Source organism: Streptomyces sp. T12, from assembly GCF_028736035.1.
In the GTDB taxonomy this organism is placed as follows: Bacteria; Actinomycetota; Actinomycetes; order Streptomycetales; family Streptomycetaceae; genus Streptomyces.
Genome location: NZ_CP117866.1, coordinates 9,729,458 through 9,755,554 on the forward strand (window position 1 = coordinate 9,729,458; position 26,097 = coordinate 9,755,554).

The 26,097-nt window shown below is 71.4% G+C and carries 23 protein-coding genes; 16 read left to right on the plus strand and 7 right to left on the minus strand.

Annotation, left to right across the window (positions count from 1 at the left end; genetic code table 11):
* Positions 1-82: 82 nt before the first annotated feature.
* The gene (locus PBV52_RS43640; RefSeq protein ID WP_274246794.1) at positions 83-898 is read left to right on the plus strand and encodes an N-acetylmuramoyl-L-alanine amidase; all 816 of its coding nucleotides are present in this window, start codon (positions 83-85) and stop codon (positions 896-898) included.
* A gap of 66 nt (positions 899-964) precedes the next feature.
* Here PBV52_RS43640 and PBV52_RS43645 read toward each other — a convergent pair whose 3' ends face one another.
* Positions 965-1,666, minus strand: coding sequence for a FadR/GntR family transcriptional regulator (locus PBV52_RS43645; protein ID WP_274246796.1), 702 nt, complete (start codon positions 1,664-1,666; stop codon positions 965-967).
* 196 nt (positions 1,667-1,862) lie between these two features.
* Between PBV52_RS43645 and PBV52_RS43650 the strand changes: the two genes are divergently transcribed.
* The 9 genes from PBV52_RS43650 to PBV52_RS43690 all read left to right on the plus strand — a co-directional run bounded on the left by PBV52_RS43650 (position 1,863) and on the right by PBV52_RS43690 (position 10,673).
* A complete protein-coding gene (locus PBV52_RS43650; protein WP_274246798.1) occupies positions 1,863-2,933 on the plus strand; it encodes a sugar ABC transporter substrate-binding protein in 1,071 nt (356 codons plus the stop codon).
* Positions 2,930-4,441 (plus strand): sugar ABC transporter ATP-binding protein, encoded by a 1,512-nt coding sequence (locus tag PBV52_RS43655; protein WP_274246800.1) that lies wholly within the window; start codon positions 2,930-2,932, stop codon positions 4,439-4,441. Before PBV52_RS43650 ends, PBV52_RS43655 begins: the two co-directional genes overlap by 4 nt.
* Complete coding sequence (locus PBV52_RS43660) at positions 4,434-5,459, plus strand: ABC transporter permease (RefSeq protein ID WP_274246801.1); 1,026 nt, start codon at positions 4,434-4,436, stop codon at positions 5,457-5,459. Before PBV52_RS43655 ends, PBV52_RS43660 begins: the two co-directional genes overlap by 8 nt.
* 33 nt (positions 5,460-5,492) lie before the next feature.
* Positions 5,493-6,845, plus strand: a complete 1,353-nt coding sequence (locus tag PBV52_RS43665) for an L-fuconate dehydratase (protein ID WP_274246803.1) — start codon at positions 5,493-5,495, stop codon at positions 6,843-6,845.
* Positions 6,842-7,597, plus strand: a complete 756-nt coding sequence (locus PBV52_RS43670) for an SDR family NAD(P)-dependent oxidoreductase (protein ID WP_274246806.1) — start codon at positions 6,842-6,844, stop codon at positions 7,595-7,597. Before PBV52_RS43665 ends, PBV52_RS43670 begins: the two co-directional genes overlap by 4 nt.
* Positions 7,594-8,562 (plus strand): aldo/keto reductase, encoded by a 969-nt coding sequence (locus PBV52_RS43675; RefSeq protein WP_274246808.1) that lies wholly within the window; start codon positions 7,594-7,596, stop codon positions 8,560-8,562. Before PBV52_RS43670 ends, PBV52_RS43675 begins: the two co-directional genes overlap by 4 nt.
* Positions 8,559-8,813: an L-rhamnose mutarotase gene (locus tag PBV52_RS43680; RefSeq protein ID WP_274246810.1), complete on the plus strand. Its 255-nt coding sequence runs from the start codon at positions 8,559-8,561 to the stop codon at positions 8,811-8,813. The genes PBV52_RS43675 and PBV52_RS43680 overlap by 4 nt, the downstream gene beginning before the upstream one ends.
* Positions 8,810-9,643 carry an amidohydrolase gene (locus PBV52_RS43685; RefSeq protein ID WP_274246812.1) on the plus strand — a complete coding sequence of 278 codons (834 nt, stop codon included), beginning with the start codon at positions 8,810-8,812 and terminating at the stop codon, positions 9,641-9,643. Before PBV52_RS43680 ends, PBV52_RS43685 begins: the two co-directional genes overlap by 4 nt.
* A gap of 133 nt (positions 9,644-9,776) precedes the next feature.
* Positions 9,777-10,673 carry a hypothetical protein gene (locus PBV52_RS43690; RefSeq protein WP_274246814.1) on the plus strand — a complete coding sequence of 299 codons (897 nt, stop codon included), beginning with the start codon at positions 9,777-9,779 and terminating at the stop codon, positions 10,671-10,673.
* 150 nt (positions 10,674-10,823) lie between these two features.
* On the opposite strand, the gene PBV52_RS43695 is transcribed toward PBV52_RS43690, so the two are convergent.
* Positions 10,824-12,245, minus strand: a complete 1,422-nt coding sequence (locus PBV52_RS43695; RefSeq protein ID WP_274246816.1) for a lipase maturation factor family protein — start codon at positions 12,243-12,245, stop codon at positions 10,824-10,826.
* A 135-nt stretch (positions 12,246-12,380) separates the two neighbouring features.
* Between PBV52_RS43695 and PBV52_RS43700 the strand changes: the two genes are divergently transcribed.
* The 3 genes from PBV52_RS43700 (at position 12,381) to PBV52_RS43710 (ending at position 16,665) form a co-directional block, all read left to right on the plus strand.
* Positions 12,381-13,604, plus strand: coding sequence for a DUF6777 domain-containing protein (locus PBV52_RS43700; RefSeq protein ID WP_274246819.1), 1,224 nt, complete (start codon positions 12,381-12,383; stop codon positions 13,602-13,604).
* Between the two features lie 90 nt (positions 13,605-13,694).
* Positions 13,695-15,770, plus strand: coding sequence for a SpoIIE family protein phosphatase (locus PBV52_RS43705; RefSeq protein ID WP_274246820.1), 2,076 nt, complete (start codon positions 13,695-13,697; stop codon positions 15,768-15,770).
* 31 nt (positions 15,771-15,801) lie between these two features.
* A complete protein-coding gene (locus tag PBV52_RS43710) occupies positions 15,802-16,665 on the plus strand; it encodes an Fpg/Nei family DNA glycosylase (protein ID WP_274246822.1) in 864 nt (287 codons plus the stop codon).
* A 259-nt stretch (positions 16,666-16,924) separates the two neighbouring features.
* On the opposite strand, the gene PBV52_RS43715 is transcribed toward PBV52_RS43710, so the two are convergent.
* The 3 genes from PBV52_RS43715 to PBV52_RS43725 form a co-directional block, all read right to left on the minus strand.
* Complete coding sequence (locus PBV52_RS43715; RefSeq protein WP_274246825.1) at positions 16,925-17,578, minus strand: anti-sigma factor; 654 nt, start codon at positions 17,576-17,578, stop codon at positions 16,925-16,927.
* A 151-nt stretch (positions 17,579-17,729) separates the two neighbouring features.
* The gene (locus PBV52_RS43720) at positions 17,730-18,245 is read right to left on the minus strand and encodes a hypothetical protein (protein WP_093903596.1); all 516 of its coding nucleotides are present in this window, start codon (positions 18,243-18,245) and stop codon (positions 17,730-17,732) included.
* Between the two features lie 137 nt (positions 18,246-18,382).
* A complete protein-coding gene (locus PBV52_RS43725) occupies positions 18,383-18,928 on the minus strand; it encodes a sigma-70 family RNA polymerase sigma factor (protein ID WP_030952315.1) in 546 nt (181 codons plus the stop codon).
* 211 nt (positions 18,929-19,139) lie between these two features.
* Here PBV52_RS43725 and PBV52_RS43730 point away from each other — a divergent pair, with 211 nt between their 5' ends.
* On the plus strand, positions 19,140-20,288 hold the full coding sequence (locus PBV52_RS43730; protein WP_274246829.1) for a CapA family protein: 1,149 nt from the start codon (positions 19,140-19,142) through the stop codon (positions 20,286-20,288).
* A gap of 15 nt (positions 20,289-20,303) precedes the next feature.
* Here the strand turns inward: PBV52_RS43730 and PBV52_RS43735 are convergent, their stop codons facing one another.
* On the minus strand, positions 20,304-20,765 hold the full coding sequence (locus PBV52_RS43735; protein WP_274246831.1) for a universal stress protein: 462 nt from the start codon (positions 20,763-20,765) through the stop codon (positions 20,304-20,306).
* Between the two features lie 88 nt (positions 20,766-20,853).
* On the opposite strand from PBV52_RS43735, the gene lysX reads away from it, so the two are divergent.
* Together lysX and PBV52_RS43745 are read left to right on the plus strand one after the other, a co-directional pair.
* Entirely contained in the window at positions 20,854-24,132 is a 3,279-nt protein-coding gene (gene lysX, locus PBV52_RS43740; RefSeq protein WP_274246833.1) for a bifunctional lysylphosphatidylglycerol synthetase/lysine--tRNA ligase LysX, read from the plus strand.
* Positions 24,133-24,252: 120 nt separating this feature from the next.
* Positions 24,253-25,101, plus strand: coding sequence for a polysaccharide deacetylase family protein (locus PBV52_RS43745; protein WP_274246835.1), 849 nt, complete (start codon positions 24,253-24,255; stop codon positions 25,099-25,101).
* 48 nt (positions 25,102-25,149) lie between these two features.
* On the opposite strand, the gene PBV52_RS43750 is transcribed toward PBV52_RS43745, so the two are convergent.
* The gene (locus tag PBV52_RS43750) at positions 25,150-25,821 is read right to left on the minus strand and encodes a class F sortase (RefSeq protein ID WP_274246837.1); all 672 of its coding nucleotides are present in this window, start codon (positions 25,819-25,821) and stop codon (positions 25,150-25,152) included.
* Between the last annotated feature and the right edge of the window lie 276 nt (positions 25,822-26,097).

The following is a 26,097-nucleotide window of genomic DNA, read 5'->3' on the forward strand; positions in this document are numbered from 1 at the left end:
GGGCGGCGCGCCGTGGTGAATCGGGCGGCAACTGGTATCACACTCAAGGAGGTTGGCGTTAGACAGCGCCTTGGAGGCAATCATGAAGCTCGTCACGCGGGCCCAGCTCGGCTGGCCCGCCTCCGCCGCTCCGACGCAGACATCGACCAAGGGCGTGAAGGTCCACTACGAAGGCACGCCGGTCAGCGTCAAACTCCTCGACGACCACGACCTCTGCATCGCCGAGTGGAAGTCCATCCGGGTCTCCCATCTGGCGAACAAGGAGGAGAACTACTCGGACATCGCCTACAACTACGGCGCCTGCCCGCACGGTCATCTCCTGGAGGGCCGCGGCCTCGGCAAGCGCACCGGGGCGAACGGCAACCAGCCCCTCAACCGCGCCCACTACGCGATCGTCGGCCTGGTCGGCGACAAGGGGCTCATCAAGCCGACGGACGCGATGCTCGGCGCGATCCGTGACGGCATCGAGCTGCTGCGCCGGCACGGTGCCGGCAACGAGATCAAGGGGCACAAGGACGGCTTCGCCACCGCGTGCCCCGGAGAGCACCTGTACGCATGGGTGCAGAAGGGCGCCCCGCGGCCCGGTGGCTCGCCGACCGTTCCGGGCCCGCGGCCGGTGATCGATGTGTCGAAGCTGGTCGCCGCGGCCCTGCACGACCCGGCCAAGGCGGGCACGCCGGTGTCGTACGCCGGGGTGAAGACTGTGGAGAAGGCGCTCGTCGCGGAAGGCCTCCTCGAAACGGAGTACGCGGACGGTCACTTCGGTGGGGCGACCGTCAAGGCCTACTCCGCCTGGCAGCACCGCTGCGGCTTCACCGGCGCCGACGCCAACGGCATCCCCGGCCAGGCGTCGCTGGAGAAACTCGGACGGGAGCACGGCTTCGACGTGCGGCCGTAGAGCAGCCATGACACGGGCCGTTCCCCTCGCACCGCAGGCGAGGGGAACGGCCCGCGGCGTCGGCGGTCAGGCGCCGAGTTGCGTCCGCAGCCACTCCTCCACCTCGCCCACATGCGCGGCCGCCGCGGCCCGTGCCGCCTCCGGATCGCGGGCGAGAAGGGCACGGTGGATCGCGGCGTGCTCGCGGCGGGTGCGGGCGAAGGCACCCTCCTCCTGGTAGCCGCGCCAGACGCGAGCGCGGAACGTGCGGGAGGACAGGCCCTCCAGGATCGCGGCCATGGTCCCGTTGCCGGCGGCGGCCGCGATCTCGCGGTGGAAGGCCAGGTCGTGGGCGAGGATCTCCTCGGGGTCGTCCGTGGCGTTCATCGCCGTCAGGTGCTTCTCGACCTCCGCGAGCTGGTCCGGCGTGATGCGCGCCGCCGCCAGGGCCGTCGCCGTCGACTCCAGGATGCGGCGCACCTCGAGGAGCTCCACCAGACGCGGGCCCCGGGACAGGTCGGCGACCACACCGAACGTCTCCAGCAGGTCGCCGGCCTCCAGCTGCGTGACGTAGATGCCCGAGCCGTGCCGGGCCTCCAGCACGCCCAGCACCGTCAGCGCGCGGATCGCCTCCCGCATCGAGCTGCGGGAGATGCCGAGCTGGACCGCCAGATCGCGTTCGGTCGGCAGCCGCTGGCCGGGCTCCAGCCGCCCCTGCGCGATCATCGCCTTGATCTGCTCGATGGCGCGCTGCGTCACGGTGCCCTTCTGCGGGGCTGTCTCGTCCACGCCATTCCTCCTGTCGCCCCAGGCGCCTGAGGGTGCCCGGTGAGCGGCAGTGTAATCACCAGGTTGGTCGGACCACTACGGCCGTAAACGACGGAAAATGGCGCCCCGAGGGTGTTGTATCGGCGAAGTGGTCTGATAAATATGCGGGCATCTGCTCGAACCATGTGCTCGAACACGCTCAACGAGGAGCCGCCAGATGCACGGCACAACAGCGCGGAAGCAGAACAGGTCGCGGAGGGGCAAGGCGGTGGCCGCCGTCGTCGGCGCCTCGCTCGTGCTCGCCGCGTGCGGCAGCACGAAGGACACCGGCGCCGGCGGCGCCGAAGCCGGCGGGACCGGCAAGGTCGGGGTGATCCTGCCCCTGCTGACCTCGCCGTTCTGGCAGTCGTACAACGACTACGTGCCGAAGACGGCCGACTCCGAAGGCGTCGACACGCTCAAGACGGTCAACTCCAACAGCGACCCCTCCCAGCAGATCACCGACATCAACAACCAGCTCAACCAGGGCGTGAAGGGCCTGGTCGTCGCCCCGCTGGACAGCGCGGCCATCGAGGCAGGCCTCGACCAGGCGGAGCGCAAGGGCGTGCCGGTCGTCGCCGTCGACGTGGCGCCCGACAAGGGCAAGGTCGCCATGGTGGTGCGGGCCGACAACGTGGCGTACGGGGAGAAGGCCTGCCAGTACCTCGGCGAGCAGATCCCCTCCGGCAAGGTCGTGCAGATCATGGGCGACCTGGCCTCGGTCAACGGCCGTGACCGCTCCGAGGCGTTCCGCGGCTGCGTGAAGAAGAACTTCCCCAAGCTGAAGGTCCTGGAGATCCCGGCCAAGTGGGAGTCGGACGCCGCGGCCTCCAAGCTGGACACCCTCCTGAACGCCAACCCCGACATCAAGGGCATCTACCTGCAGGCCGGCGGCGTCTACCTCGCGCCGACCCTGCAGACCCTGAAGTCGAAGGGGATGCTGAAGACGGCCGGGCAGGCCGGCCACATCACGATCGTCTCCAACGACGGCATCCCGCAGGAGTACGACGCCATCCGCAAGGGACAGATCGACGCGACCGTCTCCCAGCCCGCCGACCTGTACGCCAAGTACGGCATGTACTACATCAAGGCCGCGATGGAGGGGAAGACCTTCGAGCCGGGCCCGACCGACCACGACTCGACCATCGTCAAGCTCCCCAGCGGCATCCTGGAGGACCAGTTGCCCGCCCCGCTGGTCACCAAGGACAACGTCGACGACCCCAAGCTCTGGGGCAACACGGTCAAATGAGTACGGCCGTGATCACCCCCCTCGTCCAGGCGCGCGACATCGTCAAGCGCTACGGCCCCACCACCGCCCTCGCCGACGGCCGGCTCACCGTCCTGACCGGCGAGTCCCACGCCCTCGTCGGCCGCAACGGCGCCGGTAAGTCGACCCTGGTCAACATCCTCACCGGCCTCCAGGCGGCCGACGAGGGCGAGGTCCGCTTCGACGGCGACCCCGCGCCGGCACTGGCCGACCGCGACGCCTGGCGCCGCAAGGTGGCCTGCGTCTACCAGAAGCCCACCGTCGTCCCCGAGCTGACGGTCGCCGAGAACCTGTTCATCAACCGCCAGCCGCTCAACCGGGGTTTCATCAGCTGGCGCAAGCTGAGGTCCGAGGCCTCCGACCTCCTCGACACCTGGGACGTGCGCGTCGACCCCGACGCCCGCACCTCGGACCTCAAGGTCGAGGACCGTCAAATGGTGGAGATCGCCCGGGCGTTGAGCTTCGGCGCCCGCTTCATCATCCTCGACGAGCCCACCGCCCAGCTCGACAACCGTGAGATCGAGCGGCTCTTCACGCGCATGCGGGCGCTGCAGGACTCCGGCGTGACCTTCCTGTTCATCTCGCACCACCTTCAGGAGGTGTACGAGGTCTGCCAGACCGTCACGGTTCTGCGCGACGCGCGCTGGATCACCACGGCACCGGTCGCCGAACTCCCGCGCCGGGCGCTGGTGGAGGCCATGGCGGGGGAGTCCCTGGAGACCATCGCCGAGCAGGCCGTCGACCCCAGGGACGTCGACCACCACGCCCCCGTCCTGCTCGAAGCCCGCGGGCTCACCTCACCGGCGTACCAGGACATCGACCTCACGGTCCGCCGTGGCGAGGTCGTCGGGCTCGCCGGGATCAGCGGCAGTGGCAAGGTCCAGCTGGCCGAGTCCTTCGCGGGGCTGCACACGCCGACGGGCGGGACCGCCCAACTGGGCGGAGAACGGCTGCCGTTCGGCGATGTGCAGGCCGCCCTCAAGGCGGGCGTCGCGTGCGTGCCCCGGGACCGGCACGAGCAAGGCCTGGTCGCCGGCATGACCATCGGCGACAACGCCACCATGAGCGTCCTCGACCGGCTCGGCCGCTTCGGTTTCGTCGGCACCGACCGCAAGCGCGCCTTCGCGGGCACCCTCATCGAACGCCTCGACATCCACACCGAGGGCCCCGACCAACCGGTCTCGGACCTGTCCGGCGGCAACGCGCAGAAGGTCGTCATGGCCCGCGCCCTGGCCTCCGACCCCCGCCTGCTCGTACTGATCAACCCCACCGCGGGCGTCGACGTGAAGTCCAAGGAGTCCCTGCTCGCCCGCATGGACAGCGCCCGAGAGGACGGCACCGCCGTACTCGTCGTCTCCGACGAACTCGACGACCTGCGCCGCTGCGACCGCGTCCTCGTCCTGTTCCACGGCCGCGTCGTCGCCGAGCACCCGGCGGGCTGGCGCGACCACGAGCTGATCGCCTCCATCGAAGGAGTGGACCATGGCTGACACCAAGGCCCCACCGGTTACGCCCGTCAAGGTCCCCGATCCCCGTGCCGCCAAGGCCGTCTTCCTTCGCCGGGCCCGTGAACTCGCCCTCGTACCGGCCCTGTTGCTGCTCATGGTGCTCGGCGCGGTGGTCAACGACTCGTTCCTCACCGAGCGGAACCTGATCTCCATCCTCGGCGCCTCCGCCGCGCTGGCCATGGTCGTGCTGGCCGAGTCGCTGGTCCTGATCACCGGCAAGTTCGACCTGTCCCTGGAGTCGGTGGTCGGCATCGCGCCCGCCGTCGGAGCGCTCCTCGTGCTGCCCGCCGCCCAGTCCGGCTGGGGCACCGAACTCCCCGCCGCCCTCGCCCTGTTGGCGGTCCTCGCGGTCGGCGCGGCGGTGGGTGCCTTCAACGGCATCCTGGTCGTGAAGTTCAAGCTCAACGCCTTCATCGTGACGCTCGCCATGCTGATCGTCCTGCGCGGTCTGCTGGTCGGCGCGACCAAGGGCAAGACGCTGTTCGGGATGCCCGACAGCTTCTACTCCCTCGCCACGACCACCTTCCTGAACATCCCGATGTCGGTGTGGCTCGCGGCGGCCGCCTTCGCGATCGCCGGGTTCGTGCTCAAGTACCACCGCATCGGACGCGCCCTGTACGCCATCGGCGGCAACGCGGACGCCGCCCGCGCGGCCGGAATCCGGGTCGAGCGCGTGATGCTCGGTGTGTTCGTCGTGGCGGGCGCCCTCGCGGCCGTCGGCGGGGTCATCCAGACCGGCTACGTCGGGGCGATCAGCGCCAACCAGGGCAACAACATGATCTTCACCGTGTTCGCGGCCGCGGTGATCGGCGGCATCAGCCTGGACGGCGGCAAGGGCACCATGTTCGGCGCCCTGACCGGCGTACTCCTCCTCGGCGTCGTCCAGAACCTGCTCACCCTCGCCCAGGTCCCGTCGTTCTGGATCCAGGCCATCTACGGCGGAATCATCCTGGTCGCCCTCATGATCGCCCGCGTGACTACGGGCCGCGCCCAGGACTGAGCCTCGTCCCTGTCACCTACCGAAAGGCTCTCCGTGTCCCCGACCCCCGCCCGCATCACCGCGGTCGACACCTACGACATCCGCTTCCCCACCTCGCGCGAGCTCGACGGCTCCGACGCGATGAACCCGGACCCGGACTACTCGGCCGCGTACGTCGTGCTGCGCACGGACGGTCAGGAAGGCGTGGACGGGCTCACGGGGCACGGGTTCACGTTCACCATCGGGCGGGGCAACGAGGTCCAGGTCGCCGCGATCGAGGCGCTGCGCGGGCATGTCGTCGGCCGCTCCGTCGACGAGCTCTGCGCCGACCCGGGGACCCTGAACCGCGACCTGATCGGCGACAGCCAGCTGCGCTGGCTCGGCCCCGAGAAGGGCGTGATGCACATGGCGATCGGCGCGGTCATGAACGCCGTGTGGGACCTCGCCGCCAAGCGGGCCGGCAAGCCGCTGTGGCGCCTCCTCGCCGAGGCCGACCCGGAGTGGATCGTCCGTCAGATCGACTTCCGGTACCTCACCGACGCGCTCACGCCCGAGGAGGCGCTGACGATCCTGCGCCGGGGCCGGGAGGGCTCGGCGGAGCGCACAGCCCGGCTCGTGGAGCGCGGCTACCCCGCCTACACCACCTCCGCGGGCTGGCTCGGCTACGACGACGACAAGCTCACGCGGCTCGCCGCCGAGGCCGTCGCCGACGGCTTCCGGCAGATCAAGCTGAAGGTCGGCGCCGACCTGGAGGACGACGTACGGCGCTGCCGCGTCGCCCGCTCGGTCGTCGGGCCGGACATCCGCATGGCCATCGACGCCAACCAGCGCTGGGACGTCGACGAGGCGATCCGCTGGACCAAGGCCCTCGCCGAGTTCGACCCGTACTGGATCGAGGAGCCCACCAGCCCCGACGACGTCCTCGGCCACGCGGCGATCCGCAAGGCCGTCGTCCCGGTGAAGGTGGCCACCGGCGAGCACGTGCAGAACCGGGTCGTCTTCAAGCAGCTCCTCCAGGCCGGCGCCCTCGACGTGCTCCAGATCGACGCGGCCCGCGTCGGCGGCGTCAACGAGAACCTCGCCATCCTGCTGCTCGCCGCCAAGTTCGGCGTCCCGGTCTGCCCGCACGCCGGCGGCGTCGGCCTGTGCGAACTCGTCCAGCACCTGTCGATGTTCGACTATGTCGCCGTCACCGGCACCACCGAGGACCGCGTCATCGAGTACGTCGACCATCTGCACGACCACTTCCTCGACCCGGTGGTGATCAGGGAAGGTCACTACACGGCACCCACCGCGCCGGGCTTCTCGGCCGCCATGCGACCCGAGTCGATCGCGCGGTACACGTTCCCGGACGGCGCCTTCTGGGCCGCCGACCTCCAGACGCAGAAGAAGGGGCACGCGGCATGAGCGACTTCGACGGTCTCAAGGCGCTGGTGACGGGAGGCGCCTCCGGCATCGGCCGGGCCACGGCCGAACTCCTCGCCGCGCGCGGTGCCCAGGTCGCCGTCCTCGACCTGGACCCGTCGTCCGTCGACAAGCCGCTGCTCGCGCACCGCGCCGACGTGACCGACGACGCCTCCGTGCGCGCGGCCGTGGCCGCCGCCGCGGCCGACCTCGGCGGACTCGACGTGGTGATCAACAACGCCGGCATCGGCGCCCAGGGCACCGTCGAGGACAACGACGACGCCGAGTGGCACCGGGTCATGGACGTCAATGTCCTCGGCATGGTGCGGGTCGCGCGCGCTGCCCTGCCCCACCTGCGCCGATCCACGCACGCGGCGATCGTCAACACCTGCTCCATCGCGGCCACGGCAGGGCTCCCGCAGCGGGCCCTGTACAGCGCGACCAAGGGCGCCGTGTACTCCCTCACCCTCGCCATGGCCGCCGACCACGTCCGCGAAGGCATCCGCGTCAACTGCGTCAACCCCGGCACGGTGGACACCCCCTGGGTCGGCCGCCTGCTCGACTCCGCCTCCGACCCGGGCGCCGAGCGTGCCGCCCTGGAGGCCCGCCAGCCCACCGGCCGTCTCGTCTCGGCCGCCGAGGTCGCGGGCGCCATCGCCTACTTGGCGAGCCCGCTGTCCGGGGCCACGACCGGCACCGCCCTCGCCGTCGACGGCGGTATGCAGGGCCTGCGCCTGCGCCCGGTGAGCCAGTGAGACGGCTCGGCCGCAGCGGCGTCGAGGTCAGCGAGCTGTCCTTCGGCGCCGCCGGCATCGGCAACCTCTACACCGAGGTCGGCGAGGAGCAGGCGTACGAGGCGGTGGACGCCGCCTGGCAGCGCGGCATCCGCTACTTCGACACCGCCCCGCACTACGGCCTCGGCCTGTCCGAACGCCGCCTGGGCGCGGCACTGCGGGAGCGCCCGCGCTCGGCGTACACGCTCTCCACGAAGGTGGGCCGTCTCCTGGAACCCGCCGACGGCCACGGTGACGACCTCGCAGGCGGCTTCGCCGTACCCGCCACACACCGTCGCGTCTGGGACTTCAGCGCCGACGGCGTACGACGCTCCCTGGAGGCCAGCCTCGACCGCCTCGGCCTCGACCGCCTCGACGTCGTCTATCTCCACGACCCCGACGACCACGCCGACCAGGCGTTCAGGGAGGGCTACCCGGCGCTGGAGAAGCTGCGCGACGAAGGCGTGATCGGTGCGATCGGCGCGGGCATGAACCAGGCCGGGATGCTCACGCGGTTCGTCCGGGACACGGACGTGGACGTGGTGCTGTGTGCCGGCCGCTACACACTGCTCGATCAGAGCGCGCTCACCGAACTGCTGCCTGCCGCCATGGAGCGTGGTGTGTCGGTGGTGATCGGCGGCGCCTTCAACTCCGGTCTGCTGGCGGACCCGAAGCCCGGAGCGACATACAACTACGCCGAGGCGCCGGGGCAGTTGCTGGACAAGGCTCTGCGCATCAAGGCGATCGCCGAGCGGCACGGCATCACCCTGCGGGCCGCGGCCCTGGCCTTCTGCGCCGCCCATCCGGCTGTCGCGAGCGTCCTGGTGGGCGCCCGTTCGAAGGACGAAGTCCACGACTGCGCCGAGCAGTTTGCCACTGCGGTGCCCGCCGCGTTCTGGCAGGAACTGCGGGAAGCCGGTCTCCTGGCCGCGGAGGAACCCTCATGAGAGTCGCCCTGCACACCGAGGTCCGTGCCGACCGCGTCGCCGAGTACGAGGCCGCCCACCCCGAGGTCCCGGTCGAGCTCACCGACGCGATCCGCGCCGCCGGCGCCACCGCCTGGCTCCGCGCCGAGCTGGAGAAACTGCCGGTCAACGTGGCCTGGCAGGCCCGCATGGCCGAACTGCTCGACGTCGTGCACGACTACTCCGGCGAGGGCGCGGACGCCGGCCTGCCCGTCGTATGGGAGCTGCCGTGAGTGTCGACGCCCACTTCCACGTCTGGGACCTGTCGGTACGGGACCAGGACTGGATCGACGAACACAGCCCGCTGCGGCGGAACTTCACGATCGAGGAGCTCGCACCCGAGGCCCGCGCCGCCGGAGTCGACCGCGCGGTCCTCGTCCAGACGATCACCGTGCCCGAGGAGACCCCGGAGTTCCTGGCCCTCGCCGCCGAGCACGAGCTGATCGCGGGCGTCGTCGGCTGGACCGACCTCACCCGCCCCGACATCGCCGACGAGCTGGCGCGGCTGCTGGAGCTGCCCGGAGGCCGGTATCTGAAGGGGATCCGCCACCAGGTGCAGGGCGAGCCGGATCCGCAGTGGCTGCTGCGTGCGGACGTACGGCGCGGACTGGCCGCCGTGGCCGACGCCGGGTTGGTCTACGACCTGGTCGTGCAGCCCCACCAGCTGCCGGCCTGCGTCAAGGCCGCCGGGGACCACCCCGACCTCACCTTCGTCCTGGACCACCTCGGCAAGCCGCCCATCGCCTCCGGCGAGCGAGAGCCGTGGGAGACCGCCGTCCGCTCCCTGGCCGCCCTCGCCAACACCGTCTGCAAGGTCTCCGGCATGATCACCGAGGCCGACCTCGCCTCCTGGAGCGTCGACGACCTGCGCCCGTACGCCGACGTGGTCCTGGACGCCTTCGGCCCACAGCGGCTGATGTTCGGCTCGGACTGGCCGGTGTGCACGCCGGCGGCGCCGTACCGCGAGGTGGTGTCCGTGGCCCGGGAGCTGACCGCCGGCCTCGACGCGGCCGAACGCGCGGACGTCTTCGCGGGCACGGCCACCCGGGCGTACGGCCTTTGACCTCAGCCTGCCGAGCCGCGGAGCTGGGGCAGAAGTGCCGAGGAAATATACGCCTCGTCCGGCTTCATCCGTGCTTGTCGGTTCCTCGGCGCGACGTTAGCTTCGTCCCCAACTCAAGGGAATCGGGGGCGACATGGCGGACGGGCAACCCATCATCCAGGGCTCGGGCGCGTGGAAGAACAACACCGAGGACAGCGCCACGTCGTTGGTGAACGACGCGAAGGGACGAGCCGACGGAACCGGTCTGTACCTCTTCGGGGCGCAGTCCGGCGCGCAGTCCCCCGGAGGGGACGGCCTCTACAGCGTCTCCTTCAAGGGCACCGCCGTGCGGGGCTACAGCTACGACGGCGACGGGGTCTACGGTGCCTCCCGCAGGAGCGGCTCCGGTGTCCACGGTGTCTCCACGTCGGGGACCGCGGTCTACGGCGAGGACACGGGCGCCGGCACCGGCGTCCACGGACAGGCCACCAGCGGGCTCGGCGTCCGCGGGACCGGCTCCGGCACCGGAGTCGTCGGCGAGGCGATCGACCTGCGGGGCTTCGGTGTCCACGGCTACAACCGCCGTGGCCTGGAGGGCGGTTACGGCGTCTTCGGCTTCGCCGGCGTCGGAGTGTGGGGCGACGGAAGGATCGGCGTCATCGGTCGCGGTGTCACCGACTACGGCATCGGCGTCGAGGGCAACGGGATCGGCCAGGGCGCGATCGGAGTGTTCGGCGCCACGTCGGCGAACTCCGGCGGCGTCGGCGTGTACGCCACCGCGGCGAACTCCGGATCCACCGCGCTGGAGGTCCAGGGAACCGCCGTCTTCAGCTCCAGCGGCCGCGCAACCGTCCCGGCGGGCAGGGACCGGATCACCGTGACCGGGCCGACCATCGGGCCGGCGAGCATGGTCCTCGCCACCGTCCAGGAGGACAAGCGAGGCGTGGCCGTACGCGCCGCCGTGCCCGATCCGGCGGCCGGTTCGTTCACCGTTCTCCTCACCCAGGCATCCCCGACAGAAACGGCAGTGGCATGGTTCGTGATCAACTGAACGGCGGCGTTCCGCAACCCGTCTCGCCGGGCGAGGAGCGTACCCGGCCGGAGCCCGCGTCCACGCCCGCCGAGGCGACTCCTCCCGTGGACATGCCGACGACACTCGTACCGCTGTCGGCTTCCCTCCTCGCGGGGAGGGAAGCCCCCGTCAGCTCCGCTGAGCCACCCCCGCCAACCGCGTAGGCGGCAGATACTCCCGCACATACGTGCGCTCCCAGCACGCGCCCGTCTCCCGCAGCTCACGCCAGGTCGTGTAGCGGTAGCGGAAGAGGCGGGCGCGCACATAGCGGGGCGGGGCGTCCGGCGGGAACGGCGAGCGGCGCAGGAGCCTCAGCGTCTCGCGGTCGTTCTCCAGGAGCCGCTCCACCAGGGTGCCGAACCACGACCCCGCATACGCGGGCGACAGCGCGGCGAACCACATCAGCCAGTCCAGCCGCAGATGGTACGGCGCGAACTGCCGCGGCCAGCGCCGGGGATCGCCCGGCTTGCCCTTGAACTCGTACTCCCGCCAGTCCGAGTCCTCGCGCGGTACGTCGTCGGCGGTGCCCTCGATCACCACCTCGTACCGGATCCGGCTGACGCTGCCGAACGCGCCGTAGGTGTTGACCAGATGGAGTGGGTCGAAGGAGCGGTTCATGACCTGGCGGCGGGAGATCATGTTGGCGACCGGGTGGTAGCTCAGGACCACGAGCAGCGCGGCGACCGCCAGGACCACGACCTCGTACCACAGCGGCGCGTCCGGCACGGACGGCGGATCGCCCGGCCACTGCACCGCCGACAGGGCCAGCACGATGGTGATCCAGTTCAGCCAGGAGAAGTTGCCCGACAGGACCAGCCACAGCTGGGTCACGATCATGAGCGAGGCGGCGGCCGTCGCGATCGGCTGCGGGGTGAAGAGGAGCACCGGCACGACGAGTTGGGTGACGTGGTTGGCGGCCACCTCGACGCGGTGCAGGGGCTTGGGCAGATGGTGGAAGAACCAGCTCAGCGGGCCCGGCATCGGCTGGGTCTCGTGGTGGTGGTCCAGGCAGGTCAGCTTCCGCCAGCAGGCGTCGCCGCGCATCTTGATCAGGCCCGCGCCGAACTCGACGCGGAACAGGATCCAGCGCAGCAGGAACAGCACCACGATCGGCGGCGCCACCTCGTCGTTGCCCAGGAACACGGCGAGGAAGCCGACCTCCAGCAACAGGGACTCCCAGCCGAACGAGTACCAGGTCTGGCCGACGTTCACGATCGACAGATACAGCGCCCACGGGACCAGCCACAGCAGCATGGCGCCCCACAGGGGCACCACGCAGTCCAGCCCGGCCAGCAGTGCCGCCGACACCGCGCAGCCCGCCCAGGCGCAGGCGGCGAAGAACCGGTCCGAGTAGTGCAGTTGGAAGATACTGGGGGCGGCCTTGAAGGGCACCCGTGCGACGAAGCGCGGCACGGGCAGCATGCCGCGCTCGCCCATCAGTGCCCGGAACTGCAGGGCCGCCGTCAGGAACGCGACGAGGTACACGCCGGCCAGAGCCCGCTGGAAGACCAGCCGGCTCGTCCAGTAGTCGGGCGAGATGAACCACTCCACGGCCGTGTACTCCTCTCTTCATTGTCGCGCCGCAGCCTCATGTGACCCTCCGTATATCACCTATCCGCTTGCGTAACCCAGGCGAGTGAAGCAGACAATAGTGGCGAAACTGCCCGGAACAGGCGGGAGGACGTGGTGCGGACATCCACCGGAGCCGTCGTCACGGCCTGCGCGCTCTCGGCGGCGCTCGTCGCCGCCGGCTGCGGCGCGGACGTGGGCACGGAATCGAGCGGGGAGGTCTTCCTCGAACCCGCGGCGGCCAAGGGGCCGGACCCCTTCACGGACTCCACGGTGATCTCGGCGGCCACCCCGGCCCCGGTCACCCGAACGCCGCAGCCGTCGCAGTCGGGGCGGACCGGGCCGCAGCCGCTGTCCGGCGGCACGCCCGGCCTCTACGCCGGCACCCGCGGGACCGGCAGCTGTGACGTGCAGCGGCAGATCGACCACCTCGCCGCCGACCGGGCCAGGGCCGGCGTCTTCGCCCGGGCCGCGGGCATCCCCCGGGCCTCGATCCCCGGTTATCTGCGGAGCCTCACCTCGGTCGTGCTGCGCGCGGACACCCGGGTCACCAACCACGGCTTCCGCGACGGTCACAGGACCGGGTACCAGTCCGTCCTCCAGGCGGGCACCGCGGTCCTCGTCGACGGCCACGGTGTGCCCCGCGTCCGCTGCGCCTGCGGCAACCCGCTCGCCCCGGCCGCCGGCCTGCGGGGCAACCCGGGCACCCGTGGTCGGCCCTGGTCCGGGTACCGGCCGGCCCAGGTCGTCGTGGTGGCCCCGACGATCCAGGTGATCACCAACATCACGATCATCGACATCGCCGACAACACCTGGATCGAGCGGCCGACCGGCCATCGGGGGCACGACCGCGACCACGCCCTGCAGCGGCCGAAGCCGGTGACCCCGACCCCGCACCCGCACGACAGCCCCTCCGGCACCTCGCCCGGCGAGGACGGCAGGCTCCCCTCGGGCGAGGGCACGTCCCCGTCCGACGAGCACACCTCCCCGGAGGCGTCGCCGAGCTACTGTGTGACCCCGGCGGCCACCGTCACCCCGGGCGCCACCGACGACACGGTGACCGAGCCGGCGTCGGACACGCCGAGCACCGGCCCCACCCACTGCCCCACGGCCACCGCCCCGGCGTTCCCGCGGGAGCCCGGCGCCTCCGAATCCGGGACCCAACCGGAGACCTCCCCGAAGTCCCCGTCGCCCTCGGGGTCCTCGCACGCCCCGGAGGAGACCGGCCCCGAACTCGTCCCGGACAGCCCCGACCTGCCCGACGGCGGCGGTCTGATCCCCGACGAGCCGAACACCACGGACAGCATCTTCGGCAGCCCCACCAACGTCTTCGACGGCTGACCGACAGCTGTGGACAGCCCCCGGGCGTCGGGTAGCACCAATCCCGTCGCCCCAGTCGAAGATTCCGGCAAATCCTGGCAAGGTGGCCCCATGGTTGATCGGGGAGCGAGCGCCCTGTCACTCCCGGACGACTGGCCCGCCCACCCGGATCCGATCCTGGCGCTCAACCGCATGGGAAGTTTCGACTGGGACCTGGACACCGGTCTGTTCCACATGGACGCCCAGGCCCACGAGGTCTTCGACCTGCGCCCCGACGAATACGACGGACACCCCACGACCCTGGCGATCCGGGTGCCGCCGCCGGAGGCCTACCGGCTGGACGGCCTGGTCTCCCAGGCCATGAAGGACGGCAGCGAGAACTACGGCGCCTACTTCCGCATCCGCTGCCGCGACGGCGCGCTGCGCTGGACCCACACCCAGGGCTACATCCGCCGTGACGAGACGGGCCGCCCACGCCGCATCATCGGCATCGTCCGCGACGCCACCGACGAACTCGCCGAGAGCGAGGAGCGGCGCGAGCAGGCGGCCGAGGACGAGGCCCGCCGGCAGCAGACCAGCGTCGTCCAGCTCACCACGGCCGCCCTCGCGCACGCCCGCACCGTCCAGGACGTCATCGACGTCCTCAAGGACACCCACGGCCTGAGCAACCTCGGCGCCACCAGCCTCGTCATGGGCCTGGTCGAGGCCGGCCGCATCCGGCTGGTCGCCGAGGGCCCCGTGGGCAGCTTCGTGCCCGGCACCAGGGTCACCCGGATCGACGAGCAGTACCCGATGAGCGAGGTCGTACGCACCCTGAGCCCGCGCTTCATCGAGTCGCCGGAGGAGTTCGCGGACCGCTACCCGATCCTGTGGCCGCACATCACCGACCTGAGCATCACGGCCGCCGCCTACCTGCCGCTGATCGCCCAGGCCCGGCCGATCGGCGCCATCGGCCTGCTCTACAGCGACCGCGACGGCTTCTCCAGCGAGGACCGCAACGTGCTCGTCGCCCTCGGCAGCAGCATCGCGCAGAGCCTGCAGCGGGCCATGTTCTACGAGCAGGAGAAGGACCTCGCCACGGGCCTGCAGCAGGCCATGCTGCCGCGCACCATCCCCAGCGTGCCCGGCGCCGACGTCGCCGTCCGCTACCGCTCGGGCTCCCTCGGCCGGGACATCGGCGGCGACTGGTACGACCTCATCCCGCTGCCCGGCGGCCGGGTCGGCGCCGTCATCGGCGACGTCCAGGGCCACGACACACACGCCGCCGCCGTCATGGGCCAACTCCGCATCGTGCTGCGCGCCTACGCCGCCGAGGGGCACACCCCGGCCACGGTGATGGCCCGCGCCTCCGTGTTCCTGCACGAGCTGGACACCGACCGCTTCGCGACCTGCCTGTACGCGGAGGCCGACCTGTCCACCGGAGTCATGCAGGTCGTCCGGGCCGGCCACATCGACCCGCTGCTGCGGGAGCCCGGCGGCGCCTGCCGTCGCGTCCCGGTCGAGGGCGGGCTGCCGCTCGGCCTGTCCGCGGAGTTCGGGCGGCTCGAGTACCCGGTCGGCACCATCGAGCTGGATTCCGACCACACCCTCCTGCTGTGCACCGACGGCCTGGTCGAACAGCCCGGCGCCGACCTGGACGACGGCATGCAGACCCTCACCGCGCTCATCGCCACCGGCCCGGACGACGTACGCGACCTCGCGGACCGTCTCATCGACGTGGCCGAGGAGCGGGGCGGCGACGACGACGTGGCCCTGCTCCTGCTGCGCCGCAGCGTCCTGGACGCCCCGCAGTCCGGCGGCCGCCTCCAGCAGCATGTCGCCCCCGGCGACCCCGAGGCCCTCACCGGAGCCCGGCACATGATCCGAGCCGCCGTGCGCGCCTGGGGCGCGGTCGACCGGGCCGACGAGATCGAGCTGGTCGCCGACGAGCTGATCACCAACGCCCTGATGCACACCGAGGGCTCCGCCATCGTGACCCTGCGGGTCCTCACCGGCTCCGAACGCCGGCTGCGCGTCGAGGTCGAGGACTCCTCCAGCGCCCTGCCACGCCGCCGCGAGGCGGGGGAGTCGGGCGTCTCCGGGCGCGGCCTGCTCCTCGTCGACCTGCTCACGGACGTGTGGGGCGTGGAGGCCCGGGGCGGCGGCAAGTGCGTGTGGTGCGAGTTCATGGTGCCGGAGCGGCCCTGACCACAGACGCCCCCGGTGGCACTCTGGACGTATGCCGGAACTCCCCGAGGTCGAAGCGCTCAAGGACTTCCTGACCGAGAACCTGGTCGGCCACGAGATCGTCCGCGTGCTGCCCGTCGCCATCAGTGTCCTCAAGACCTACGCCCCGCCGGTCACCGCCGTCGAGGGCCACGAGGTCACCGCCGTACACCGCTACGGCAAGTTCCTCGCCCTCGCCACGGCGGACGGCCCGCACCTGGTCACCCACCTGGCCCGCGCGGGCTGGCTCCACTGGAAGGACCAGCTCCCGAGCGGCATGCCCCGCCCAGGCAAGGGCCCCCTCGCGCTGCGCGTGGCCCTGGAGACCGGCGCCGGCTTCGACCTCACGGAGGCGGGCACCCAGAAACGGCTCGCGGTGTACGTCGTAGAGGACCCGCAGGACGTCGAGGGCATCGCCCGCCTCGGCCCGGACCCCCTGTCGGACGACTTCGACGAACCCCGCCTGGCAATTCTCCTCAAGGGCGAACGCCGCCAGCTCAAGGGCGCCCTGCGCGACCAGAGCCTGATCGCCGGCGTAGGGAACGCCTACAGCGACGAGATCCTGCACGCGGCCAGGATGTCCCCCTTCAAACCGACGTCGTCCCTGACGCCTCAGGAGACGAACAGGCTGTACGAGGCTCTGCGCACGACGCTCACGGAAGCGGTGGAGCGGTCCCGGGGCGTGGCGGCAGGCCGCTTGAAGGCCGAGAAGAAGAGCGGCCTGCGGGTGCACGGCCGCACCGGCGAGCCGTGCCCGGTGTGCGGCGACACCATCCGCGAGGTCTCCTTCAGCGACTCCTCGCTCCAGTACTGCCCGACCTGCCAGACGGGTGGGAAGCCACTGGCGGACCGCAGGTTGTCACGACTGCTCAAGTAGCGGGGTCCGCCGGCGGGGAGCAGACGGGCCCTTAGGGCCTGTCTGACAATTCCCGCCTGCCCCGCGGCGTCTGGCACGCACTCCCCCAGAGGGGGGACCCCCAGCCGCGTTGCCGAACCGCCCACGTGGGTCCGCCACGAGGGCGCTCCGGCGCCTTGCGATCGCACGCTCCCCCACGCTCGAACAACCTCGCGCGGGGGGACCCATGACGCCGCGGGGCCCGCCCTGCGGGCGGACGACGGGAATTGTCAGACAGGCCCTAGCGGGGATTGAGCGTCACCAGATGCTCCCCGGACGCCGTACGCACCTCGTAGCGCACGATCTCGTCGGTGTGCATCCCCGAGGCGCCCGTCATGGTGTTCTCACGGGCGTCGTGATGGGCGGCGGACCAGCTGGTCACCGTCTCCTCCGAGCCGTCCCGGCCGACCGCGACGAGGTGACAGGCCCGCGGACCCGCGCCGTCCTTCACCTTCAGTTCCACCTGGGTGCCGTAGGGCTCGTTCTCGGTCGTGACCTGCGCCCACACCCCCGACCGCGCGTCGGTCGCCTCGACGACCCGTACGGCCCCGTCGTCGCCGCCCGCCATCATCGCGATCCCGGGCCCGGCGAGGGCGATCACCACCGAGGCGGCCACGGCGTACAGCGTGCGCCGGCGCCGGGCGCGGTGACGGGCCGCCACCGTTTCGAGCAGCCGGTTCAGCAGCTGCGGGCCCGGCTTGGCCATGGGGTGCACGAACTGGGGGGTGGACCGCCGGTACAGCATCAACTGGCGCGTGACGGGCCCGAACTCGGTCACGTGTGCCGCGCAGCGGGGGCACTCCATGAGGTGGTCCTCGAAGCGGAACGCCTCCGCCTCGTTCAGCACGCCGAGCGCGTACGCGGCGACGTCGCGATGCCTCTCCAGGGACCTCATGCCGAATCCTCGTGCCGTTGGGTGCGGGGTGGGTTACTCCTTGCGCCCACTGGTACGCACCAGGCAGTCGAATCACTCAAGCCGCCCACAGAATCGCAACCAAAGGATTCGGAGCGGCCGGAGCCGAGGATTGGTCCGAGGAGAAAAGAACTCAAAAAAGATGGATGGCGAGGTGCCCGAGCGGCAGCCCCAGCTGCCACGCCGGTGTCCACACCTTCGGCCCCTCGTCCTCACCGACCAGCGCACCGCCGCCCGGCACCGCGTTCAGATCGGGCGCGAGCAGCTCGGTCTCCTGCAGCCAGCGCCAGGCCGCCTCGGCCAGCTCCAGGTCGGGCGCGGGCCCGCCGGACTCCACCGCCTCGGCCGCGAGGCCCGCCATGCGCTCGCGCACCCAGTCCTGCCACGGCTGGTCGTACGCCGTCAGCGACAGCCAGGTCTCCAGCTGGGTCACCACCCGGATGCCGGAGAGCTCGCCGTCGGTGTCGGACAGGAAGATGGTCAGCGCCAGGGCATCGCGCCCGGCGCGGAACTCGAAGGACGTCGGCGGCATCAGATCGCCGGTCCGCAGCAGCTCGTCGGCGATGTACTCGGCGTACAACCACGCCATGGGGACGGTCAGTTCGCCGCCGCCGGTGCCGTCCGTGCTCTCTTGACCTCTGTGCAGCATCCCTTCCTGCCTTCCTCCGGTGCGTGCGCATCGCCCGAGCGCCCGGGTCCCAGTCCGGAACACGGATGAGGACAGCCGATTACTCAACCGGGGTCCGCAGCAAGGCGCTTTACGGAGGTTTGACTAAGCCATTGGTTTCACCGCAGGTCGGCCGCGTATCCCGGAAGCACCCTGCGCAGGGCGCGCAGCGCGTAGTACGCGCGGGACTTCACCGTACCGGGCGGAATACCCAGGGTTTCCGCGGCCTCCGCAACACTCGCCCCTTGGAAGTACACGAGCACCAGGACTTCACGGTGCTCCGGAGTGAGTGTCTTCACAGCCTCGCGCACATCGAGCATCTCCGCGGCGCGCTCGGCGTGGTCGGAGATCACCCGGGCGTTCTCCAAAATCGCGTCCCCGACCTCCGGCGGCCGCGCCTGCCGGGCCCGCCGCGCGTCGATCGCGAGCCGCCGCCCGACGGTCAGCAGCCAGGGCCGTACGGAGTCGAAGTCGTCGGCGCGCAGGGCCTCGGGATGCTGCCAGGCGCGCACCAGCGTCTCCTGCACGAGGTCCTCGGCGCGTTGCCGGTCGCCGTCGCAGAGCCGGAGCAGAAGCGCGAAGAGGGGCCGGCCGTGCTCGCGCTGCAGCGCGGCGAGCTCGTGCTCGGCGGTCGTCCCGTTCGTGAGAGTGGTTCCGGCCGTCATGGCCGTATGGCATCGCAGGCGGCGGTTCGGGGACAGAGCACGCACACGGATCTGCGGCGGACGGTCGATCGCGTCGGCGAACGGTACGACGAACGGTCCCTTCCGCCTAGCCGGGGCGCGCCGGACGGGCTAATGAAGGCGGCCGGATTGTTTGCGAGCACGCCCCTTTTCATACGTATTGGTGGGTAATACGACCACACGGGGTGAGCTGATGATTGCACGCAGTCGACTCGTGGCCCTCGCGCTGACGGCCGCCCTCGCCGCGGGCGCCGCCTGCCAGGCCAACGACCACAAGGAGCCGGGGCATCCGGGCGCCTCCGCCAAGGGCCCTCGCGGCTTCACGCTCGTCGCCTCCGGCGACATCCTCCCGCACACGTCGGTCATCGACCGGGCGCGCTTCGACGCGCGCGGCTCCGGCTACGACTTCCGCCCGATGTTCGCCGGCGTAAAACCCGTCGTCTCCCGCGCCGATGTGGCGCTGTGCCACATGGAGACGGTCTACGGCGCAGACGGCCAGTACAGCGGCTACCCGGCCTTCAAGTCCCCGCCGGAGGTGGCCAAAGGCGTCGCCGCCACCGGCTACGACGGTTGCTCCACCGCCTCCGACCACAGCCTCGACGACGGTGCCGCCGGCATCCTGCGCACCCTGAACGCCCTCGACGAGGCGCGCGTGCGGCACGCGGGGGCGGCGCGCACCGAGGGCGAGGCGCGCTCCGTGACGGTGCTGCGCGCGGGCCCGGCCAAGGTCGCGCACCTCGCCTACACGTACGGCGTCAACGGCTTCCCGCTCCCGCCCGGGCAGCCCTGGGCGGTCAACCTGATCGACGAGACCAAGATCCTGGCGGACGCCCGCGCCGCCCGGACGGCGGGCGCCGACGTGGTCGTCGTGTCGCTGCACTGGGGCACCGAGTGGCAGGACGCGCCCGACGACACGCAGTTGACCCTCGCCCGCGACCTCACGGCCGCCCGCAGCGGCGACCGCCCCGCCATCGACCTGATCCTCGGCACCCACGCCCATGTCCCGCAGGCGTACGAGAAGATCAACGGCACCTGGGTGGTCTACGGCATGGGCGCCCAGGTGGCCGGCGCGATGTACAACGATCAGGGCGTCCAGGACCCGCGCGGCAACCAGTCCACCCTCGGCCGCTTCACCTTCACCGAACCCGAGGAGTCCGGTGGCCGCTGGGAGGTGTCGAAGGCCGAGTTCATCCCGCAGCTGTTCGACATCGACGCCGGCCGCGTGATCAACCTCAACCGTGCGCTCGCCCAGGGCGCCGAACTGCGCGGCGTGCGCGACCGCATCCGGGACATCGTGCTGAGCCGGGGCGCGGCCAAGGACGGGCTCACCATGGGGGAGTAGGTCCGGCCCCCCGGCCTACGGCACCACCGTCACCGGCCACCGTCCCGCCTTGACCAACCGCACCGCGACGGAGCCCACGATCCGGTGCCCGGCCTGCTCCGAGGCGCCCACCACCACGGCGTCGGCCTTCAGGTCGTCGGCCGCCCTCACCAGGCCGTTGTAGGGGTCACCGCGGAAGGTGTGGAACTCCCAGCGGACGTCGAATATCCCCTTGAGCCGCTCGGCCGCGTCCCGGATCTGGGCGATCAGGTCCTCGGCGATCTCGTCGGTCGTCTCCGCGACCGGCGCCCCGAGGGCCGCGCCCGCCGTCATCACCGGCTGCACGTACACGACGGCGAGCAGCGCGTGCTGCCGTCGGGCGAGACCACCGGCGTAGGCCGCCGCGCGGAGCGAGGAGTCGGAGCCGTCCACCCCGACCACGATGACCTTGGGCCCGTCCGTGCCCCGCTCGAACTGGTGCGAGTGCTGTTCCGTCACGGCACGGAGGCTATCGGAAGCCGCAGGTCCGGCCGCCGGGCAGGGCGCTCGACGGGCGAGGACGCCGGGGGCTTCCTACAGTCGGAACATGAGTGCCACCGTGGAGGCCGTCCCGGACAAGGACACCACGGGCCGGATACGGTCGCCCGGGAACGGCCTCCTGAGCAGGGTGCCGGAGGGTTTCGCGACCTTCTTCGGCGCCCTCGGACTGCTGTGCGTCCTGCTGGCCCTGATCCCGCCGCTGCGCATCGCGCTCCGCCCGGTCGTGCACGCCCTCGACCAGATCATCGTCCCCGTCAGCGCCAACCTCGCCTACGCGGTCTTCCTCTTCCTGCTCGCCGCCGCGACCGCCGCCCGTAAGAAGATCGCCTGGTGGCTGGTCGTCGTCTACCTGGGCCTGCTCGTCCTGTCCGACATCCTCGGCACGGCCCTCGGCGACTACGCCGACTCCGTCCCGTCCCTGATCGTGTGCGGCCTCGCCCTGGCCCTGCTGATCGTCGCCCGGGGGGAGTTCTACGCCGCCTCCCGCCGCGCCGCCGTACGAAGAGCGCTCGGCGTCCTGGTCGCCGGGCTCGTCGTGGGGATCCTGGTCGGCTGGGGGCTGGTCGAGCTGTTCCCCGGCACGCTGCAGCGCGGCCAGCGGCTGGCCTGGGCCGCCGACCGGGTCTGCGGCGGCCTCGTCTCCGGCGCCTCCTACGACGGACGGCCCTCCCGCCCCCTGTACTTCCTGCTCGGCCTCTTCGGCGCGCTCGCCCTGCTGAACGCCGCCACGACGCTGTTCCGTTCGCAGCGCATGGAGGCCGCCCTGCACGACGACGAGGAGGCCCGCATCCGCGCCCTCCTCAAGGCCTACGGCGACCAGGACTCCCTCGGCTACTTCGCCACCCGGCGCGACAAGGCCGTCGTCTTCTCGCCCAGCGGCAAGGCCGCCGTCACCTACCGCGTCGAGGCCGGAGTGTGCCTCGCCAGCGGGGACCCGGTCGGCGACCGGGAGGCCTGGCCGCACGCCATCGCCGTCTGGCTGGACGCGGCCCGCCGGCACGCCTGGGTGCCCGCCGCGATGGGCGCCTCCGAGGACGGGGCCCGGGCCTACGCGCGCGCCGGACTCGGCGCCCTCCAACTCGGCGACGAGGCGATCCTGAACGTGCCGGACTTCGACCTCGACGGCCGCGACATGCGGGTCACCCGGCAGGCCGTCCACCGGGTCCGCCGCACCGGCGCCCACTGCCGCATCCGCCGCCACCGCACCCTCACCGAGACGGAGATGGAGGAGGTGATCGACAAGGCCGACCACTGGCGCGACACCGAGACCGAACGCGGCTTCTCCATGGCCCTCGACCGCCTCGGCGACCCGGCCGACGGCGACTGCCTCCTCGTGGAGGCCCTCGGCGAGGACGGCGAGCTGCTCGCCCTGCTCTCCTTCGTGCCCTGGGGCAAGGAGGGCATCTCCCTGGACCTGATGCGCCGTGACCGCGGCGCCCCCAACGGCGTCATGGAGTTCATGGTCGCCGAGCTGTGCGCCATGGCGCCGAAGACGGGCATCCGCAGGATCTCCCTGAACTTCGCCGTGTTCCGCTCGGTCTTCGAGGAGGGCGCCCGCATCGGCGCCGGACCCGTGCTGCGACTGTGGCGACGCCTGCTGCTGTTCTTCTCCAAGTGGTGGCAACTGGAAGCCCTCTACCGCTCCAACGCCAAGTACCGACCGCAGTGGTTCCCCCGCTTCCTCTGCTATGGCGAGGCCGCCTCCCTCGCCCGCATCGGCATGGCGTCCGGCATCGCCGAGGGATTCGTCTCCGTACCGTCGCTGCACAAACTCCGCAGAAAGGGGCACCCGCGAGGCGGGCCGCGCCCCGCGACCACCGAAGGACTGCCCTCGCTGGCGGCGCTCGGCCTCGACGGAGGGGACGAGGCCGGGGCGGCCGGGCCGGATGCGGGCCTGCCCGAGCAGGTCCGCATCCGGCACCACACCCTTGACCGGCTGCGCGCCGACGGCATCGACCCGTATCCGGTGGGCATTGCGGCCCGCACCCACGCCCTCGCCGACGTCCGGGCGGGCGAACAGGTCACCGTCGCCGGGCGGATCATGCTCGTGCGCGACTTCGGCGGCCTCGCCTTCGCCGTCCTGCGCGACTGGTCCGGCGACCACCAACTCGCCCTCACCCGCAAGGACACCGGCGCCGACCTCGACCGCTTCACCGCCGACACCGACATCGGCGACCTCATCACTGCCACCGGCCTGGCCGGCGTCAGCGACAAGGGTGAGCCGACCGTCTTCGTCATCTCATGGCAGCTCATCGGCAAGTGCCTGCGGCCGCTCCCCGACAAGCGCCGCGGCCTCGCCGACCCCGAGGCCAAGGTGCGCATGCGCTATCTCGACCTGGTCGCCAGCCCCGCCGCCCGCGACGTGGTGCGCGCCCGCTCCACCGCCGTCCAGGCCCTGCGCCAGGGCCTCCTGGAGCGCGGCTACCTGGAGGTCGAGACGCCGGTGCTCCAGCAGATCCACGGCGGCGCCAACGCCCGCCCCTTCACCACCCACATCAACGCCTACGACCTCGACCTCTATCTGCGCATCGCCCCCGAGCTGTACCTGAAACGGCTGTGCGTGGGCGGCCTGGAGAAGGTCTTCGAGATGGGCCGCACCTTCCGCAACGAGGGCGCCGACTACAAGCACAACCCCGAGTTCACGATGCTGGAGGCCTACCAGGCGTACGCCGACTACGACGAGATGCTCGACCTGGTCCGCGAGCTGATCCAGGGCGCCGCGACCGCCGCCTTCGGCTCACCGATCGCCCGCAAGGACGGCGAGGAGTACGACATCTCCGGTCAGTGGCCGGTCAAGACGGTGTACGGCGCGATCTCCGAGGCGCTCGGGGAGGAGATCGACCCCGACACCGAGCTGCTCAGGCTGCACCGGACCTGCGACCGCGCGGGCGTGCCGTACACGGCCGACGACGGCCACGGCGACATCGTCCTGGAGATGTACGAGCGGCTCGTCGAGGAGAAGACCCAGCTGCCCACCTTCTACAAGGACTTCCCGACCGACGTCTCCCCGCTCACCCGCCAGCACCGGGGCGACCCGAGGCTCGCCGAGCGATGGGACCTCGTCGCCTTCGGCACCGAACTCGGCACCGCCTACTCCGAACTCACCGACCCCGTCGAACAGCGCCGCCGCCTCACCGCCCAGTCCCTGCTCGCCGTCGGCGGGGACCCCGAGGCGATGGAACTCGACGAGGAGTTCCTCGACGCCCTCGAGTACGCCATGCCGCCCACCGGCGGCCTCGGCATCGGCGTCGACCGACTGGTCATGTTCCTCACCGGCCTGACGATCCGTGAGACCCTGCCGTTCCCCTTGGTACGCCGCCGCTGACCGGCGTCATAGGCCCGGCCTGCGCTCGGCGCAACCGGGGCTGGTCCGGCCGGGCGTTTTCCTGCCGCCGTCCCGGTGCCGACGTGGTGCGTCGGTCTCTCGCCGGGCGACTGATGATTCATGACGAAGGATCAGTCGCTCACACGTCCGCTCACGCGACGCCGCGCGCTGCTCGCCGGTGCCGCCGCCGTCGGAGCCGCCGGTACCGCCGGACTGTTCGCGACGGTCACGGGCGAGGAGCCGGTCCGGCCCGCCGCCCCCGCCCCGGGCCCGCAGGCACACCGCGCGCTCAAGCCCTCCGCCTACCGCCTCGAGCCCCTGACGGGTTACGGCCCGCCCCGCGTGGCGCCCCGACGCGCACTCGTACGACGGGCGCCGTTCCTGCGCGTGTCCGGACGGGGCCGCACCATGGTGCTGACCTTCGACGACGGACCCGACCCCCGCTACACCCCGCACATCCTGGACATCCTGCGCGAGTACGACGTCCGCGCGATGTTCTTCGTGTGCGGCGAGATGGTCGCCGACAACAAGGAACTCGTGGCGCGGATGGCCGACGAAGGCCATGTCGTCGGCAACCACACCTGGTCCCACCCACTCCTCACCCGCCTCAGCCGCGGCCGGATCCGCGCCGAGATGGAGCGCACCTGCGATGTCGTCGAGGAGACGTACGGCGAACGCCCCGCCTGGTTCCGAGCGCCCTACGGGGCCTGGAACCGCACCACCTTCCAACTCGGCGCCGAGCTGGGCATGGAACCGTTGGCCTGGACCGTCGACACCCTCGACTGGGCCACCCCCGGCACCCGCCGAATCGTCGACCGGGTGGAGCACGGCGCCGCCCCCGGCGTCGTGGTGCTCTCGCACGACGCCGGGGGCGACCGCTCCCAGAGTGTCCGCGCGCTGCGCGCCTATCTGCCGCGGCTGCTGGACTCCGGCTATTTCGTCACCGTCCCGGAACGGAAATACCGCTGACGGCTCTCGCCCGCCCGGCCGAGGAAAGCTCAGCCGGCCGAGGAAAGCTCAGCGGACCTCGACCAGGCTGGCGAAAGCGACGACGTTCCCGTCATATCCGTTCTGTTTGGAGAAACCGCCGCCGCAGGTGATGACCCGCAATTCGGCGGTCCCCTTGGAGGCGTAGACCCGGTCGCCGGGGAAATCGTTCTTCTGGAACACCTCGATACCGTAGACCTCGAAAACGGCCGTCTTTCCGTCCTGGCGGACGACCTCGACGCGATTCCCTTTCTGCAGGCCCCCGAGACCGTAGAACACGGCGGGGCCCTGATTGTTGTCGACATGGCCGACGACCACCGCGGTGCCCTTCTCACCGGGGGAGACGGAGCCGGTGAACCAACCCGCCAGGTTCGGGTCCTCCGGCGGCGGCGCGCCGACCCATCCGTCCACGTCCAGACCGACCGGGATCACCGGTGCGTCGACCTGGATCCCGGGGATCCGGACCCGGTCCGGCAGGGCGTACGGCAGCGGCTGCGCGGCCCCGGCGAAGCTGCCGCCCGGCACCCGGCTGTCCGCCGCGGCCGCCGTCGCGGGCTGCGGCGGCCCCACGTCGAACTCCCCCGAACCATTGCGAATGAGGGCGAGGCCGGTGAGCAGAACAAGCGCTATCACGCCCCAAGGAGCGCGCTTCTTACGGCGCTCCTCCTCTTCGGCCAGTTCGGCCAGTTCGGACGCAGACATTCGACTTCCCCTCTCGACGCGGCCGTCGCCACGTCATCCGCGCATACGAGAACGCTAAGTCCCGCGCCCGCAACCGGCGACGGGGCGGATACGAACGGGTGGCCCGACTCCCTTCGGTGCGCCATCCGAGTTGCCGCCGACAGGAAAATTCTGACGGTCCGTGACCTGCGGCAATATCCGATTGTGGGCTTATTGGTCGGCGTGTCCTCTCACCAGGACGGACCATCGCCGAAATGCGGCCCGGGGCACGGCATCTGAGGGTCTTTCTGGGAGGTG